The sequence below is a fragment of the Dickeya ananatis genome (assembly GCF_019464615.1).
Lineage (GTDB): Bacteria > Pseudomonadota > Gammaproteobacteria > Enterobacterales > Enterobacteriaceae > Dickeya > Dickeya oryzae.
On sequence record NZ_CP040816.1, the window covers coordinates 2,139,661 to 2,156,035 of the forward strand.

Consider the following 16,375-nt stretch of genomic DNA (forward strand, 5'->3'; position numbering starts at 1 on the left):
TTGTCGGCGGAGGGCCAGAGCCGAAAGTGAGCGAAAGGCGGATCGCGCGCGGGGTAATCTTCCCGGCAAAGGGGGACACCGCGCATGATTCAGGACGCATTTGTACGGCAGCGAGCAAAACAGCTTTACTGGCAGGGCTACCCGCCAGCGGAAATTTCGCGCCTGATGGGAATTAATCAAAACACGGTGTACGCCTGGAAAAAGCGGGATGAATGGGACGAAACGCCGCCTATCCAGCGCGTGACGCATTCTATCGATGCGCGGCTGTGCCAGTTAGCCCAGAAACCGACCAAAACCGGCGGCGACCTGAAGGAAATGGACGCGCTGACCCGGCAGTTGAAAACGCTGAACGACGGCCAGCCGGCCAATACCGCAGGCGGCAAGAAACTCCGTAAGCGCAAGGTGAAAAACCATTTCACCGAAGAACAGATTGCCGCGTTGCGAACGAAGATTCTCGACTCGCTGGCCTGGCATCAAAACGGCTGGCATGCCCAGCAGGATCAACGCAACCGGATGCTCCTGAAGTCCCGTCAGATTGGCGCCACCTGGTACTTTGCCCGTGAAGCGTTATTGCGGGCGTTGCGTGATGACGTGGCTTACCCTTACCAGCGCCACCAGATCTTTCTGTCCGCCTCACGCCGTCAGGCGCACCAGTTCCGGGGTTTTATCCAGAAGGTGGCGGAGGAGGTGGACGTTGAGCTAAAGGGTGGTGACAAGATAGTCCTGAGCAACGGGGCCGAGCTGCATTTTCTGGGGACGTCGGCCGCGACGGCGCAGTCCTACACCGGCAACCTGTATTTTGATGAATTTTTCTGGGTCAGTAACTTTGCCAACCTGCGCAAGGTAGCCGGGGCGATGGCAACACTGAAGGGGCTGACGCGCACCTACTTTTCCACTCCGTCGAGCGAAACCCATGAAGCGTACCCGTTCTGGACGGGCGCACGCTGGAATGAGAAGCGCAGCAAGGCGCAAAAGGTCGCGTTTGATGTGTCATGGAAAGCGCTCAATAGCGGCCTGTTATGCCCGGATAAAACCTGGCGTCAGATTGTGACGCTACAGGACGTTATCGATCACGGCTGGGAATACACCGACCTGGAGGAAATCCGCGACGAAAACAGCCCGGATGAATACAACAACCTGTACGGCTGTGAGTTCGTCCGCGACGGTGAATCGGCCTTTAATCTCAACCTGTTATTTAGCTGCGGTGCCGATGGTTACGACGAGTGGCCGGACTGGAAGCCCTTCGCGTCACGCCCGATGGCCGATCGCGGCGTCTGGATTGGGTATGACGCCAACGGCAGCAGCGGCAACGGCGACAGCGGGGCGATCTCGGTGGTGGTACCGCCGCTGGTGGCCGGCGGCAAGTTCCGCACCATCGAAACCCAGCAGATACGTGGTCTGGAGTTCGAAGAACAGGCGAAAGTGATCGAGGCACTAACCTTCAAATACAACGTGTTGCATATCGCTATTGATGGCACCGGCATTGGCGAAGCAGTCTACCAGATTGTGAAGAAATTCTTCCCGGCGGCGGTGTGCTTCCTGATGTCGGTGTCATCCAAACGCGCCTTAGTGCTGAAAATGCTTCAGGTCATTCGTGCCGGTCGCTGGGAATACGACCGCAGCGAGCAGGCGCTGATCAATGCGTTCAACGCCGTGCGGCGCGTCAAGACGCCGGGCGGCATCATGACTTACGACACCGACCGCGCACGCGGCTCTAATCATGGCGATCTGGCCTGGGCAACCATGCTGGCCGTCATCAATGAACCGCTCGGCCAGGAGCAGGGCGGCGGTGGCTTTGCGATGGAGTTCTGATGAAAAGAAAAGATAAACCCGGCGCCCGTCCGGCAATGACGGCTGGTCAGCCGGATATGGCCGCCGCTCTGAAAAGCGATCCGGGGCTGAGCGCTTTTACCTTTGACGGCCCCTATCCGGTCAGAGACGGCCACGACCTGCTGGATAACATGTATTGCGCCGATAATGGCCGTTACTACGACACCCCGGTGGACTGGTACGGGCTGGCCCGCGCGTTTGGCAGTGCGTCGTGGCACCAGTCGGCGCTGTACTTCAAACGCAATGCGCTGACCGGGTGTTTTATCCCGCACCCGTTATTGTCGCGTCAGGCGTTCTCCGCCTTCGTGCTCGACTGGTTTGTTTTCGGCAACGGTTATCTTGAACGCCGGGTCAACCGGCTGGGCGGCGTGCTGGCCCTGCGTCACGTTCCGGCCAAGTACACCCGGCGCGGCAGCGATCTGAATACCTATTGGTTTATCCGGCAGTGGAAAGATGAACACACGTTTGATACCGATAGCGTGTGCCACGTCATCAACCCGGATATTCACCAGGAGATCTACGGTATGCCGGAGTACATGGGCGCGCTGCTGTCGGCCAGCCTGTCGCACTCCGCCGATATGTTCCGCAAACTCTACTATGACAACGGTTCGCACGCCGGGTGCATTATCTATATCGGTGCATCGCAGGTGGATAACGAAAGTATGGAGAGCGTGAAGAAAACGCTGAAGGAAGCACGCGGCAAAGGCGCGTTTAAAAACCTGCTGTTACATGCACCGGGCGGCGGTGAAAAAGGAGTGCAGATTATTCCCTTCAGCCAGATATCTGCCAAAGATGAATTCCTGAATATCAAATCGGTAACGCGTGATGACATTCTGGCAGCGCACCGCGTACCGCCGCAACTGATGGGCGCTATGCCGGAAGGCAACGGCTCCTTTGGCGATGTGGAGAAAGCCGCACGGGTGTTCGCTATCAACGAACTGATGCCAGTGATGGAAGCGCTGAAGCATGTGAATGACTGGCTAGGGATGGAGGTGATCCGCTTTAATCCTTATGCCTTGTTGAAAGCCGAGTGATATCCCGCCACCGCCGCCGCACTCACGCGGCGGTTTTTATTCAAAAACTTTCACATCACCCGCGCACAATCTCTTTTCAGTTCAACGGCTAACGCCACCATTCCCCGCCCGTATAAAACCGTCTCAGCGCCGCGCTGTCGGGCGCTCTCACCGGATGACGCGCCGCGTCTCCTGGAGGGAAATACACACGCAGCAGGGCAGGAAATGGGCCGGATTCGGTACATCAAAGGGGATCCCCACCTCCCCCCCCCCCATCGCGGGGGCTGTTCCCCCGTCACCTGCGCGCGACTCTCGCTTCATTTTTTGTGCAAGTGCAGAAACCGACCCGGTGCGCGTGCGTACCGGGCGGAAAGGGGAAAAATAGCATCAAAAAAGTTGTGCAAAATTGTGCAGGTTTGTGCGGCGCATTTGTGGCAAGAAAAACCTGCCGAAGCAGGTTTAAATAGAGTCTATTTCACTTAGTGCTGTCATGATCGCCAGCCTTTCAGCAGGTGGTAACGCCGCATACTTAGATTTCCACCGTTCCGCTTTCCGCTTAATGCGCTGTCGATCAATATAGTTTTCACCTGCAAATGTGGCATCGTATGCCGCCCCTTCTGGATAGTTCATCCAAAGTTGCTCGGTACGCGGCCCACCGCGTGTCATCACCTGAAACGTGATTGAACGCCAATCCCCAAGCAACTCATCGTACAGTGCCGAAGGATAGCCAGAGATCATGACACTGGCTGGCACACTGCGCAGCACAGCGATCAGCTCTCTATGTTGACCTACCGTATACTCACACCTATATCTTGCGTTGCTGGTTCTGGTTTCAGGCAAATACGGCGGATCGGCATAAATCAACACCCGACCGGCGTTAGTAAAATCAAACTCGCGTAGATACTCCACGGCGTCAGCATCGATCAGAGCAACGTGTTGCAACCAGCCCGCCCCGATAGAATGACCGATAGAGAAATTTCTCAACACCTCATCGTCAATATCTATCCCGACGTTCCGCAATGCCGACGGTTTACGCAACATCACGGCACCACTGCCCAGGTGAGTCTCAATATATGTGTCATGCGGCGGCATCGCCGCAATGATTTTCTGATATGCACCAGACGCCGCCTTACTCCCCAAATAGCCCATTACTTTGCCTCCGCATCTGGTTTTATTATTCCGACGCAAAGCCAAATGCACTTATCACAGATACATACATTCCCCAGCCCGACTATGATCCTTTTAGCTTCGGCCTTCGGGACATTACAGAATGAGCACCGTAATTCACCATCAACAGCGGTTACCCCTTCACGCTGCAAAGCTTGATAGCCATTCCTAACAGACTCAGCGCACCCCACAAGCTCACCTGGTGTTAAATTTTCATTGATCATGATGGACTGTAATCGCGATGAAACGCCCATTAATTTCAGTTCTTTAATTGTGTACTTAGGTACTTCTTTACCTGCTGGCATTGCCATAACTCCCCCTTGTGGTACCACATAGATGTTTTTATCTGTACTGCAGCGCAGCCGCTTTGACTCTGGCCAGCACAGCCGGTTATGACTATGAAACATCACGTAACACGGCGATGCGTTGCAGCAATGCCGTTGCTTTATCCTGATATTCCGTTTCTTTTTGCTTTCTCGTCTGCGTGCGGTACAGGCAACCATCAGTACTGGCGACATAGCAATGATCGGCAAATGTGATCGCATTGCCTGCCGCAAGTCGCTGCAACTCACCGGTGTTGATATCCCAGCCGATTGAGCGGGCGAAATCGGCAATACTGGCACGCCACTCGTCCGGCAGTTTGCCAACCACCTGTTTTTCAGCCGATTTGTTCTGTTGAGTAGTGGACGAGTGTTGGTTATTCCGCCGATCCGGCGGTTGAGTTCGCAACCTGGACAGCAGCGCCCGGCGTTCCGGGTCTGTCATGCGCTCGAAGTCGGCGAAGGTTTGAGCGGATGTATCGCTAGGCTCTCCATCTGGCAGTTCACAACTACCATAGTCATCCCCGTCTATACATGTTGGAATGGATGTTTTTTCATCGCCCGTAGAGTTATTGACAGAACTCCAAGCGTCGCCGGTTGGCGACGTAACGGCCAAACCACTCCCGGTGCCAATGCTGGCACCATCGTCAGCGGACTGCTTCTTGCGGATTTTCCACTTAACGAGACGGGTGCAAATGCGGGATAGCTCGCCCAAACGCGGGGAGAAAACACCAAAGATTTTTTCCGGTGTCTCGCCGTAGGTGTTTTGTTCGTCAGCGTCTTCATAGGCAATGCGCACGGTGTAGCGCTCGCGTGGGATCAACACGCCGCCTTGCTTTTCGATGTACGAGGCAAAACAACCGGCGTCGGCCGATGCCAATACGGCATCCATTGCCGGGTCAGCAAGCTGCGCGGCCCCGCGTTTAAACGTGCCGTTTTCTTTCTGGGCTGCTGTAAGCTGGTTCGCCAGGCGACGCAGTTCACGCCATACCGTTACCGGCGGCAGACCAAACGGCTGAAACTGCCGGATGTTATGCTGTGATGCCCAGGCCATCGCAAACTTTGCCGTTTCGCGTAATGGCTTGCCGGTTTCGTTATCAAGCTCGCCATCCAGCGCGTAACCGTCGATATTTTTACTGATGTACTTCGCCACGTAAGCCGTAGCGCTGCCTTTTCTTGGATCGAGCTTTTTCGCCTTGAATCGTGCGCCGGTGTTGCGCCCCAGCTCCGCCCGGTCTTCAGCAATAAAATACTCACGCAAGATATCGGTGATGGCCTTTCTGTCGGCTGGTGGCATAAACAGCAACACATGCCAGTGCGGGGTAGCATCGTGGTGCGGCTCGGCAACGCGAAAGCCATAAGGGCGCAAACCGCGACGATTCAACGCAGACATGGCGCGCGCCCAGGTGCGGCACAAATACCGCTGCCCCTGACGGGGAGAAGCATGATCCCATTTAGGATTTTGATGACCGTTCTGTATGTTAGCGTGGTAACGCGACGGGCAGGTGATAGTGAGGAAAACACCTTCATCGCCCCGCGCTATTGCCACCATTTCAACGCCTGCCATGCGGGTCATCAGCTCATGGCGGCGGATAGCCGGATTACTGATGCTGCCATACACCATGTTTTCCAGTGATGCGATGTTGCCATCTTCATCAACCAGTTCATGTGTCTGGAAAAAGGCGCGATTCTTGCGGCGCTGCTCTTGCCACAGGTTGAGGGCATCAAGGCTGACATACGGCATACGTTTTTTGTGGACAACGCCGATGGCGCGAAATTGATTTTCCCGCCATTCACAACGCAGTCGCCACAGTTTCCGCCCCCACCATTCAGGTGAAGTAATGCGTAAAATGGCGGAATAGATGCGGTGCCGGGCTTGTTCATCACCGATGACCAGCCCCCAGCACGGTGGTGTTACACGTAATGCCAGCAGTTCGCGCCCCAGATGGCGATACAACCACTGAATTTCATCGTCGGTCATGCCGGCCGGCGATGTGTGGCCGCACTCGGTTTCAAACATTTCGGCGACGGCGGCCGCAAGAGTATGCGCGGCATTGATCACCTCATGCTTGGTAAACCCGGCCAGATGCGCCCAACGCGGCCCCCAATAGGCCGCCAGTTCCGATGTAAAACCACCACGCACACCTTGCTGCGCGCGCACAGCATCCAGACGCAGCAGGGCTTTTTTCACGGTTCCCATGAAAAAGGCGCTGATGTGTCGCGGCTCGCGGTTTGCGCGTAGCCATTCAATTTTTTGGCGGTAAACGTCACGGATAAAAAACGGTTGTTCGTGCAAGCGGGCTTCCACGCCTTCCGGTGTTTTCATCCAGTCACTTAGCGTTTTCTGATGATCCCAGCGTACTATTTCCGCCAGACCGCGACGGATAAGCAACTGGGTGCCGTTCGGCTCCTGGTGCTCCAACTGTGCTACGGCTTGATTAAGATTCCGGTCATCACCTGGCGCGGACAGAGCGTGTTTAACCATCCGGCTCAGATAACGTGTGACGGTGGGATGCGGTTCAGCATCGGTAACGAATAGAGGAGATCGAAGATCAGCCACGCCCGACGGTGCGGAGATCGCCGGGCGTGGAGCATTCCAGGGATAGGCCCACTGTTCAGGCATCACTCACAAACCCCGTCACCTATCCGTATTGCAAACACGTTTACCGGTTTGTCGCCAAAATGCGGGTGTGTAATCGTCTGCATTTCATAGCCAAGCCAGGGCAGGATCAGGCGGCGTGACATATCAGAACGAGCCGGATAGCCCCATGTAATCACCAGTTGCTCATAATCCCGACCAGTGAGCCGACGCCGCCAGTAGGCATTGTCCAACCGGTATTCAAAGTGCTTTAGCCCAGCCTTCATTGCGGCGAAATACTCCCCCATCACCGCGAGCTGCAGAATAGCGACAGGGTTTTTACGCATGGCGCAACCTCCTTGTATTCAGCACACCAATCAATTCCCCGGCCTTTCTCCGCGATGTCGCGGCAGCGCTCAGCGAACGATTCACGTTTATTTCATGGAATTGATAGTGCTGGTAAATTTCACGCGTGGCGGGGGTGTCGCTATTTGAGATAACGACTGCGGCGTCAGTTTCGTAACGGATGCACAGCAGGTACTTAGCTAATTGGCGGTGCTGTTCGTGAGTAAATGCTGCATGGTGGTATTGCGTGAAATTGGCTGTATCGCTGATGGGCAGATACGGCGGATCACAATAGATAACGCTGCTTTCGTTTATCGCTTTAATTGTCAGGGTTTTGCGAAAATCAGCCACGACAAAACACGCTTTTGTGTCGTTAGCTTTCTCCGCGAAAAGCCTGATCTCGGCTTCCGGGAAGTACGGTTTTTTATAGTCCCCAAACGGGACGTTAAAAAAACCAGCGTTGTTGTACCGGCAAATACCGTTAAAGCAATGACGATTTAGATACAGGAATAACGCGGCTTTTAGCAGGTGTTCGTCGTCTGATATGGCGTTGAACGTATCGCGGTTACGATAAAACGCGGCCTTGCTATTCCCATTTTCGAATAATTCTTTTGCCACCCTGATAAATGTTTCGGTGTGTTCCCTGACCATCTCATACGTATTAATCAGATCAGCGTTTATATCAGCCAGTACATAATGGGGATAATCGGTATTCAGGAATACCGAAGCGCCGCCGACAAAAGGCTCAAACAAGCGATCACCTTTCGGCAAGTGCGGGAGCAATTCGGGCAGTACGCGGGTTTTCCCGCCCGCCCATTTGATGAACGGGCGGATCATTGGACACCCCCGACATCAAGAACGTGAATAGCTGAGTGAATTTTCTGCCAGACAGCAGATACCATTTTCGCCTGATTAATAGCATCATTCAGTGCGTTATGTTTAATTCCGATGATTTCCGCAGTACCGAGAAAGCGCCCCATATCCATGATGGATAGGCCAATCGCTTTAATTGTCCGGACGTCCCGCTCATTCCAAAAATTCCACGGAATATCTGTTTCCGCTCTTGCAAACGCCGCAGACAAAATAACGCAGTCAAATGACGGTGAATTGGCCCACACTTTTACTTTATTAAGGTCATCAGCATTGTCTGTAAGCCAATCGCCAAAACCATTCACAGCATCCCAAAGGTGAATAGCATCATCACTGACTAATTCTGCGCGTGCGTCTGACGACTGTTTCAGCCACCACTTAATGGTGTCACCGTCTGGGATGGCGCCGTTTTTCATGTCATTTTCAAAATCGACGCGGCAATAAAATTTCTCGCCCAATTCGCCGGTTGCTGGATCAAAAAATACCGCCCCGATGGACGCGATCGGTGCATTTTTATTTTTTCCCAGCGTCTCTAAATCAATCATTACGTTTTTCATACCGCAGTCCCCCTATAGTGCTTGTTTTTCAATTCAGCATCGCCCTGGCAATACACGCACAGACGCACACCCGGAACGGCCACGCGGCGGGCTTCCGGGATAGGGGCGTCACAGCTTTCACAGACGAATGCAGAAGCGGCACAGCCCGACTGTTGCCGGGCCTGCTGGATTTGCGTTTCACGAATGAACGCTTCGCGTTCCTGAGCCATGTCCATTGAGTCCATCAGCTCAACCCCTGAGCGGAGTGCTCAAAACGTTCTGATTCCTGGCGTATCAGTTCCACCACTTCGGCGGCGGAAAGGTCGCGTTGTTGAGCGCGGACAGCCAGCGCAGCAAGGCGCAGTGAGAAGGAAAAATGCTGGTCTTTGCGTTCCTCCAATCGGGCCTTTTTCAGCAGATCGACCAATGCGCCATCATTGGCGACAGTCATGGTTTTTACTTCGGCATTTTTCATTGTGGTTTCCTTTTTTTAGGTAATAGAAAGCCCGGCGGGTTTACGCCTAAAATTGGTTTTTTTATTACAGTGGAAGAATTAAGTTTTTGGGGAATAAACTCACAACTGCGCGGAGCTTATTCATTGCTTTAATCAGCCTTTCTTTTTCGTCAGTTGTCAGTTCATTAAATTTCAGGTGATGCCGCTCCTTATCAATATCCGCTAATTCAAATATTGCCGACAGTACGCGCATATTCTTATGGTAATCGTCATCAATCTTGTCCCGCATATCATCAATAAAGCGGCACATTTCTTTCTCACTGTTTGTCTTGAAGTGTTTCCCTCGCAGCATGGCTATGTGGTTTAGCCCGTCTGTTCTTTCCGCGATACTCAGCGGAATGGCGCGAGCGGGTTCGGTATTAGCCATGACGCTACGCCGCAATACCCATGAGGCGAGAAAACCAGCGGCGCTTTTGCTTAGGTGCTGGCATGTAGGGCTTTTGGCTCCAGGGTGCGAAATAGACCTGATTAACGGACGGCTTAACGCGCTGGCCGTTTGGCAGTTCCAGCCAGCCTTTACCCTGATTAGGGATTACTGGTGATGGTGACTGAGAAGTTAATAGACGAGCTATGGAAATCATATTATCGCCTCGCTGTGTAAAGGTTATCGATATAACCGGTGGCTAATGTCAGTGCATCAAATAAACCGTAAGACTGCCCAGCCTGACTAACACGATATCGGGTAACCGGATTTGATATCGTTCGCGGACATTTAATAATTGAGAAGCCCCGATATACGTTTGTGTGTTTACTTAATTGTGTAATGGCGTATTGGCGGCCTGACTTTTTATTCTCCATGTCACCCCTTTCGTGCTCTTTTATTTGCGCTAATACGATCTTTCCACCCATGCCATTCTGGCGGCGCGCCATCCACCAATTGTGCCGCATAGCTATCCCATTCACGGCGGTTAATCCACAGTTCAGCGTGGCCGCCTGGGTTTAATGGGTCTGCCATGTAAAAAGCGGGCAATTTCCCGGCTTTTGCCATCGCAACAATCGCGGCTGGAGTTTTTCCGACGTACAGCGCAAAACCCTCTTTTGATAAAAGATCGGCTGGTTTCTCTGACAATCGAATCTGGCGACGTGACTCAATTATTGACAAATCATCCATGTTATTATTTCCCCCCTTCAGGTCGCAGCCCCAGCCATAACAGCCATGCGTCACGCTGTTCTTCTGGTCGATTCATAAACGCTTCGCGCATAGCACGGTTAAATTCCGGGATATAAACCCAATTTTCAGCGCGACTAGGATTTGATTTTTCAGGATTCACCCACGGAACAAGCGGCAATTTACCCTTATCAACCATGGCTTTTACTGCCGCTTCCGACTTACCGATCAGTTCCGCAAATTTCGGATATGGAACAGCATCAACCGGATAGCGAACCTCATAAACGCGTTCACCCATCACAAACCTCACTTTTTATTTATTGAATATGTGCCGGGATTTTTAGCCACGCCCGGCGCGTGGTTATGGTAGGATTGCTGTGCTCACATCAATCAACTACCGACAAAGGAGTCTATTTTATGGATTTAAATCTGACTGCATGTTTTAGGGTTTACGAGAAAACATTTAACAATATCGCAACTGCCCTCAAAATAAATAACTCAGATAACACTTATCTTTGCGCCCCTTTAACTTTTAGAACTCTTGTGATCTTTAAACTTAACCTTATACTTTTTGAGTACCGCGAAAGTCTTGATAAAAAAAGAGAGGCCCTCATCGGTAGAAACGCATTAACTCATTATCTTTTTAATAAAAAAGGGATAACATTCACTGAAGCAAAAAATATTTCACTAAACGATGCAATAATCATTTTATGGAATGAAATAAATGCATATAAAATTCCTGACAATGTCATAAATCACATTATAAATCTTAGTGATAACTATCATCACACCAATAACGATATTTCTAAATTCAAGAAAGATTACCCTTCCTATATAGAAGAAGAATGGGATCCTAATTATGCTGATGAAGAACTGAGGAAATAAATTCATTCAGCTCGTCTAACTCCCTTTCAGCACTATCTGCACTGGCCCGCAGTTTTTCTGGTCTTTCCTTGAAAAATTCGCGGGCTTCTAATTTCTTAATGAAAGTTTTCAAGAACTCAATCAATTCATCATCAGTGAGATTACCACGCATAATGCTGGGTCTTACTTGATTCTCACCTTCCATCCGTTCACCCCTCCCCCTTACCGTGATACTCTCTTCCGATCACCAACCGCTTACATCGGCTTTCAGTTGCTTATGTTCGCGGTTGGTTTTTCGCGCCTTCATTGTTTCCCATATAGGAACAACATGAAGGGAATCTACATCCTAAATAGGAACAAAGTCAAATGAAATTGAGCGAGAAAATTCGCGCGATAAGGATGGCTGAGGGGCTAAGCCAAAACCAACTTTGTGAAATCATAGATTTATCAAGAAGTACCTTAGCTAAGTACGAAACCGGGTTGTTTGAACCAGGGGGAAACGCACTGGTGAAAATCACAATGCATCCACGGTTTCAAAAATACACCCTGTGGTTAATGACGGATAAAACAGCACCGGAAGCTGGTCAGATCGCACCGGCCCTCGCACACATTGGGCCAGAAGAAACAAAATCTCACCAATCAAACCAGAATATTGGATAAATATTTACATAAGTTACATCTTTGATATTGCATATCAGGATGATGACTACATCGGAGAGTGTTCTTATGGCAATTAAGAAACTCGATGATGGTCGCTATGAAGTGGACGTTAGACCGCAGGGTGCCGAGGGAAAGCGCATCAGGCGTAAATTTAATACTAAGGGTGAAGCGCAGATTTTTGAACGCCATATCCTTGTGAATTACCACAACAAAGACTGGATAGAGAAACCAGCAGACCGCCGGAAACTCTTGGAACTGTTGGCGTTATGGTGGGTGTATCACGGCAAAAGCCATGCACGAGGTGAGATCGAGCATGGGAGGCTAAAAACCATCATTGCGACATTTGAAGAGATGGGCGTTTCACGGGCAGATCAATTAACCAAAAAAGCCATCATGGATTATAGGGTAAGCATGTTGAACAATGGATTAAAGGCGTCCAGCGTTAACCGCCACCATGCCATCTTAAGTGGTATGTTTACAAAGTTAATTGACGCGGAAGAATACCACTGCCCTAACCCGTTCAAGGATGTTAAACCCCTCAAAGAATCGCTGACAGAAATGGCGTTCCTGACTGCATCCGAGATCCCCGATCTGCTCAGCTTATTAGAAGGTGATGAATTGGACGCCGTTCTGGTTTGCCTGGCTACCGGAGGAAGATGGAGTGAAGTGGCTAACCTGAAAAGTGAGCATATCATCAACAATATGGTGACGTTCATGAAAACAAAAAACGGGAAACGCCGAACTATTCCTATTTCTCAGGAACTGACGAACCGTTTAAAACGTGTGAAATCAGGCTATGTTTTCAGGCCAAACTACAGAAAGGTAAGAAATACGCTGCGTGCAATGAAACCTGATTTACCGGAGGGACAAGCGTTGCATGTCTTTCGGCATACATTCGCCACGCATTTTATGATGAATGGCGGTAATATCGTTACATTGCAGCGGATATTAGGGCACTCAACGATCCAGCAAACGATGGTCTATGCGCACTTTGCACCTGACTTCTTACAGGACGCTGTGACGCTTAACCCACTAAACGGAGTGTCCATATAATGTCCATGAACCAGCACTATTTAGCACTAATTGGTACTTTATGAATAGCGTAACAGGTTGTTTTTCAAATGAATCCCCCGCCGATGCGGGGGCCACCAAGTCAGTTATTGGTCGCATTCACTCTTTCGAATCCTGTGGCACCGTAGACGGCCCCGGTATTCGCTTCATCACCTTTTTCCAGGGGTGTTTGATGCGTTGCCTCTACTGCCACAATCGTGATACCTGGGATACCCACGGCGGCAAGGAAATCACGGTGGAAGAACTGATGAAAGAAGTGGTGACCTATCGCCATTTTATGAATGCGTCCGGCGGTGGTGTAACGGCATCAGGCGGTGAGGCTATTCTGCAAGCTGAATTCGTCCGCGACTGGTTCCGTGCCTGTCATGAGCAAGGGATTAATACCTGTCTGGATACCAACGGTTTCGTGCGACGCTACGACCCGGTGATTGACGAACTGCTGGACGCCACCGACCTGGTTATGTTGGATCTCAAGCAGCTCAACGACGAGATACACCAAAATCTGGTGGGGGTATCCAATCACCGTACACTGGATTTCGCCCGTTATCTTGCCAAACGCAACCAACGTACCTGGATTCGTTATGTGGTCGTGCCTGGCTGGAGTGATGACGATGCCTCCGCTCATTTGCTGGGCGAGTTTACCCAAGGGATGAGTAATATCGAGAAGATCGAGCTATTGCCCTACCACGAATTAGGCAAGCACAAATGGACAGCCATGGGCGAGGAATACAAGCTGGATGGCGTGAAGCCGCCTAAAGCCGACACCATGGATCGCGTTAAGTCCATTCTGGCCAGTTACGGCCACAAGGTGGTGTATTAATCGGTAAACACCACCGTTAAAGACAGGAATAACCAGCCTGCCTTGCTGACCAGCCGGAGTTAACGTCATCTGCTGACGCACTCTGGCTGGCTACCGCTACCGTTTCCCTCTTCCTCCATTCGCTGGCCTACCCAGCTTGCATCGCCAACAAGCATCACAATTTTCCTCGCTCGTCACGTGTCACAATCCGAAGCAAGCGTGCACTATAAAAATAAAGCATGATAACGATGATGTGACAGAGAGCAGCGCGCCACTCAATGAGACAAAATGGAGAAACTCAGGGCGTCGTGCATCACACATTGTGGGACATCGACTCGCTGCAGATAAGGCGAGAGGTATACGCCACAGAAAAAGACATTGAACACCATGGACGGCGTTCAATGCTAATTGAACCAGCTTATACCCAAAGTAATCACACAGCAGGACCAGCGCTCGCCCACGCAGACACCCGCACAGCGCGGGAATAGCGTGATACTGACAGCGTGCCAGCAACCTGAATTACGCTGGGTATTTGTGCTTCAGGGACACATTATGCGGCTCGATAAACTGGAAATTCGTTGGCTGAAACTATTCTGTAAGATTGTTGAGAATAAAGGTATCACCAATGCACAGGAGGCCACTGGTCTGAGTCAGCCAGTACTAAGCCACTACCTGTCGCGGCTAGAGGACACGCTAGGGCTGATTCTGTGTGAGCGAGGCCGCGGTGGTTTTTCCCTCACGACAGAGGGTGAGTTGGTTTATCAGGAAGCACGTTCGGTAATCGCTACACTGGATGATTTTGCCAATCGACTGGCTCGTATCAAACATGAGCTGATTGGTGAGGTGAGACTGGGCTGTCTGGATAATATTGTTTCGCATCCGGAGCGAGCCGTTCCGCTAGCCATACGCCGCTTACTTGAGTTAAGCCCCGATGCATCCATGAACCTCTACGTTAGCGACCATCAGTCGCTGATGGAGCGGCTACGCAACAGTGAGCTGGATGTCGTATTGACCGTCCTGCCAGACGACGTACCACCTGATATTTTCTTCCAGCCAGCGTTTATTGAGCACAGCTCATTCTATGCTGCTGCAGAACACGCTGGACGTATTGAGCAGGAATGGCGTGACGGCACCCTTAACCCAAAGCGGTTATTGGTTGGCGGCTACGCCATGAACGAGATGTGCAAACAACTCGGGCCGGTGGCCAAACAAGGACAACAACACATTGCCTGTAGCGAAGAAGGTTGCATGCTACTGATTTTGGCTGGCACCCACGTGGGCTTTTTGCCGGACCATTATGCTTCACGCTGGGTGCAGGAAGGCATGCTGACGGCCATTGCGCCGGAAAACCTGCGGCTCAACAGTATTTTTTATCTGGTTCGCAACGCCAGACAGCGATTAAGCCCGGTGGCTGAAGTCCTGTGGAACAACATTGCCGAAATCGGGCAACTCTCGCCAGCCTATCGTCGACGCCGACTATAAATCAGTCGACACGGCAGTCACCTCATACTGCCAGCGGTCGGGGATGATGGTCGGCTTTTTTCAGCAGAATAATCAAATACCCCAGCGAGACCGCTGCAATCAGCACAAACAGTAACTTGTCGGAATAGGTCTGCATCAGCATGGCGGCAAGGCTCGGTCCGCACAGGCTGCCAATGGTATAGCTAAGCAGTAGAGCCTGATTCATGGCGACCAACTCATTGGGTGCCACCTTCTCGCAAGCCCACGACATTGCGACCGGATAAAGCGTAAACCCGGCAGCACCAAGCAGAAACAGTGACGACGCCATGCTATACCGCCCCGGAAGCAGTATCGCCAACGAACCGAGGATCACGGCAAACACCAGCACTCGCAGCACCAGCAATCTACCGTAGCGATCCGCCATTCGTCCGACGGGCCATTGTCCGAGAATACCCGCGCTGATTAATAACGCCATCCAGTAACCGACACTGGCGTCACTCATCCCCTGATGAGCCAGATACAGCGGCATCAAACCATATAGCGACCCCAGAATGATCCCGGAAATCACACACCCCTGAATCCCCAGCCGGGCGGTGCGATAGCGTAGCATCCGCCAGACGTTGACACGGTGCGTAACAGGCTGAGGAGGTGGGATGCGGGCAAACAGTAACGGCAGAGCAGCCAGCAGCACCAACGCCACCAGCCAAGGCAGAATACTGAACAGTGCGGTAGACACCATGCTCAGGAGCAACTGCCCAACAACGCTGCCCAAATAGTAGGCCATCATGTACGCAGCCAGCAGTTGCCCTCTATTGAGCGCATTACCGCTGCACAGCAGCGCGCTTTCTACTACGACCCAAATCAGCGCACAGGCAATCCCGGCAACAAAGCGCCACAGAATCCAGCTCCAAATATCCGGCGATAATGCTAACGCGGCCGTCGCACCGCCAAACATCAGTACTGCCAGGTAGTAACTGCGATTAAAACCGCTGTATCGAATTAACCTGCCAGCCACCAGCGTACCCACCAAATTCCCACTGAAATAGGCTGACCCTACAACGCCCACCTGCCAGACCGGCAATTGACGATCATTGAGCCATAACGGCACCAGCGTATTTAACACTGCCAGACAAACAGTAAGCAGCAACAGCCCACAGAGCAACAGCAGAACCGGGCGTGTATAGGTTGACATGGAAAGGCAAACCGAGAAGAGAGGATATTTTGCGCGCATCATGCCAC

At 51.7% G+C, this 16,375-nt stretch carries 21 protein-coding genes; 7 read left to right on the top strand and 14 right to left on the bottom strand.

Annotation, left to right across the window (positions count from 1 at the left end):
* Nucleotides 1-84: 84 nt before the first annotated feature.
* Nucleotides 85-1,812, top strand: a complete 1,728-nt coding sequence (locus FGI04_RS09400; protein ID WP_407336623.1) for a terminase large subunit domain-containing protein — start codon at nucleotides 85-87, stop codon at nucleotides 1,810-1,812.
* Nucleotides 1,812-2,864, top strand: a complete 1,053-nt coding sequence (locus FGI04_RS09405) for a phage portal protein (protein WP_407336624.1) — start codon at nucleotides 1,812-1,814, stop codon at nucleotides 2,862-2,864. The genes FGI04_RS09400 and FGI04_RS09405 overlap by 1 nt, the downstream gene beginning before the upstream one ends.
* A 438-nt stretch (nucleotides 2,865-3,302) precedes the next feature.
* On the opposite strand, the gene FGI04_RS09410 is transcribed toward FGI04_RS09405, so the two are convergent.
* From FGI04_RS09410 to FGI04_RS09465, 12 genes are all read right to left on the bottom strand, one after another.
* A complete protein-coding gene (locus FGI04_RS09410) occupies nucleotides 3,303-3,992 on the bottom strand; it encodes a DNA adenine methylase (RefSeq protein WP_407336625.1) in 690 nt (229 codons plus the stop codon).
* Nucleotides 3,992-4,162, bottom strand: a complete 171-nt coding sequence (locus FGI04_RS09415; protein ID WP_407337404.1) for a ClpX C4-type zinc finger protein — start codon at nucleotides 4,160-4,162, stop codon at nucleotides 3,992-3,994. The genes FGI04_RS09410 and FGI04_RS09415 overlap by 1 nt, the downstream gene beginning before the upstream one ends.
* 244 nt (nucleotides 4,163-4,406) lie before the next feature.
* The gene (locus tag FGI04_RS09420) at nucleotides 4,407-6,953 is read right to left on the bottom strand and encodes a replication endonuclease (protein WP_407339889.1); all 2,547 of its coding nucleotides are present in this window, start codon (nucleotides 6,951-6,953) and stop codon (nucleotides 4,407-4,409) included.
* The gene (locus tag FGI04_RS09425) at nucleotides 6,953-7,255 is read right to left on the bottom strand and encodes an ASCH domain-containing protein (RefSeq protein WP_407336626.1); all 303 of its coding nucleotides are present in this window, start codon (nucleotides 7,253-7,255) and stop codon (nucleotides 6,953-6,955) included. The genes FGI04_RS09420 and FGI04_RS09425 overlap by 1 nt, the downstream gene beginning before the upstream one ends.
* The gene (locus FGI04_RS09430) at nucleotides 7,248-8,090 is read right to left on the bottom strand and encodes a DNA adenine methylase (RefSeq protein ID WP_407336627.1); all 843 of its coding nucleotides are present in this window, start codon (nucleotides 8,088-8,090) and stop codon (nucleotides 7,248-7,250) included. Before FGI04_RS09430 ends, FGI04_RS09425 begins: the two co-directional genes overlap by 8 nt.
* On the bottom strand, nucleotides 8,087-8,680 hold the full coding sequence (locus FGI04_RS09435) for a 3'-5' exonuclease (protein WP_407336628.1): 594 nt from the start codon (nucleotides 8,678-8,680) through the stop codon (nucleotides 8,087-8,089). Before FGI04_RS09435 ends, FGI04_RS09430 begins: the two co-directional genes overlap by 4 nt.
* On the bottom strand, nucleotides 8,677-8,904 hold the full coding sequence (locus tag FGI04_RS09440) for a TraR/DksA family transcriptional regulator (protein ID WP_407336629.1): 228 nt from the start codon (nucleotides 8,902-8,904) through the stop codon (nucleotides 8,677-8,679). Before FGI04_RS09440 ends, FGI04_RS09435 begins: the two co-directional genes overlap by 4 nt.
* On the bottom strand, nucleotides 8,904-9,134 hold the full coding sequence (locus FGI04_RS09445; protein WP_407336630.1) for a DUF2732 family protein: 231 nt from the start codon (nucleotides 9,132-9,134) through the stop codon (nucleotides 8,904-8,906). The genes FGI04_RS09440 and FGI04_RS09445 overlap by 1 nt, the downstream gene beginning before the upstream one ends.
* 64 nt (nucleotides 9,135-9,198) lie before the next feature.
* On the bottom strand, nucleotides 9,199-9,540 hold the full coding sequence (locus tag FGI04_RS09450; protein WP_016940948.1) for a DUF5347 family protein: 342 nt from the start codon (nucleotides 9,538-9,540) through the stop codon (nucleotides 9,199-9,201).
* A gap of 4 nt (nucleotides 9,541-9,544) precedes the next feature.
* On the bottom strand, nucleotides 9,545-9,754 hold the full coding sequence (locus tag FGI04_RS09455) for a phage filamentation protein Fil family protein (protein ID WP_071526193.1): 210 nt from the start codon (nucleotides 9,752-9,754) through the stop codon (nucleotides 9,545-9,547).
* A 218-nt stretch (nucleotides 9,755-9,972) separates the two neighbouring features.
* Nucleotides 9,973-10,284, bottom strand: a complete 312-nt coding sequence (locus FGI04_RS09460; RefSeq protein ID WP_407336631.1) for a Cox family DNA-binding protein — start codon at nucleotides 10,282-10,284, stop codon at nucleotides 9,973-9,975.
* A 4-nt stretch (nucleotides 10,285-10,288) separates the two neighbouring features.
* On the bottom strand, nucleotides 10,289-10,579 hold the full coding sequence (locus FGI04_RS09465) for a Cox family DNA-binding protein (RefSeq protein WP_038904579.1): 291 nt from the start codon (nucleotides 10,577-10,579) through the stop codon (nucleotides 10,289-10,291).
* A 119-nt stretch (nucleotides 10,580-10,698) separates the two neighbouring features.
* Here FGI04_RS09465 and FGI04_RS09470 point away from each other — a divergent pair, with 119 nt between their 5' ends.
* Nucleotides 10,699-11,166, top strand: coding sequence for an ECs1072 family phage-associated protein (locus FGI04_RS09470; RefSeq protein ID WP_407336632.1), 468 nt, complete (start codon nucleotides 10,699-10,701; stop codon nucleotides 11,164-11,166).
* Here FGI04_RS09470 and FGI04_RS09475 read toward each other — a convergent pair.
* The gene (locus FGI04_RS09475) at nucleotides 11,135-11,350 is read right to left on the bottom strand and encodes a hypothetical protein (RefSeq protein WP_407336633.1); all 216 of its coding nucleotides are present in this window, start codon (nucleotides 11,348-11,350) and stop codon (nucleotides 11,135-11,137) included. The genes FGI04_RS09470 and FGI04_RS09475 overlap by 32 nt on opposite strands.
* A gap of 161 nt (nucleotides 11,351-11,511) precedes the next feature.
* Here FGI04_RS09475 and FGI04_RS09480 point away from each other — a divergent pair, with 161 nt between their 5' ends.
* The 4 genes from FGI04_RS09480 to FGI04_RS09495 all read left to right on the top strand — a co-directional run bounded on the left by FGI04_RS09480 (nucleotide 11,512) and on the right by FGI04_RS09495 (nucleotide 15,157).
* On the top strand, nucleotides 11,512-11,805 hold the full coding sequence (locus tag FGI04_RS09480; RefSeq protein ID WP_407336634.1) for a helix-turn-helix domain-containing protein: 294 nt from the start codon (nucleotides 11,512-11,514) through the stop codon (nucleotides 11,803-11,805).
* Between the two features lie 66 nt (nucleotides 11,806-11,871).
* Nucleotides 11,872-12,858, top strand: a complete 987-nt coding sequence (locus FGI04_RS09485) for a phage integrase (protein WP_407339887.1) — start codon at nucleotides 11,872-11,874, stop codon at nucleotides 12,856-12,858.
* A gap of 40 nt (nucleotides 12,859-12,898) precedes the next feature.
* On the top strand, nucleotides 12,899-13,696 hold the full coding sequence (gene pflA, locus FGI04_RS09490; RefSeq protein ID WP_407336635.1) for a pyruvate formate lyase 1-activating protein: 798 nt from the start codon (nucleotides 12,899-12,901) through the stop codon (nucleotides 13,694-13,696).
* Nucleotides 13,697-14,227: 531 nt separating this feature from the next.
* Nucleotides 14,228-15,157: a LysR family transcriptional regulator gene (locus tag FGI04_RS09495; protein WP_342700642.1), complete on the top strand. Its 930-nt coding sequence runs from the start codon at nucleotides 14,228-14,230 to the stop codon at nucleotides 15,155-15,157.
* Between the two features lie 22 nt (nucleotides 15,158-15,179).
* Here the strand turns inward: FGI04_RS09495 and FGI04_RS09500 are convergent, their stop codons facing one another.
* Nucleotides 15,180-16,328 (bottom strand): MFS transporter, encoded by a 1,149-nt coding sequence (locus FGI04_RS09500; protein ID WP_168365571.1) that lies wholly within the window; start codon nucleotides 16,326-16,328, stop codon nucleotides 15,180-15,182.
* Nucleotides 16,329-16,375: the final 47 nt, after the last annotated feature.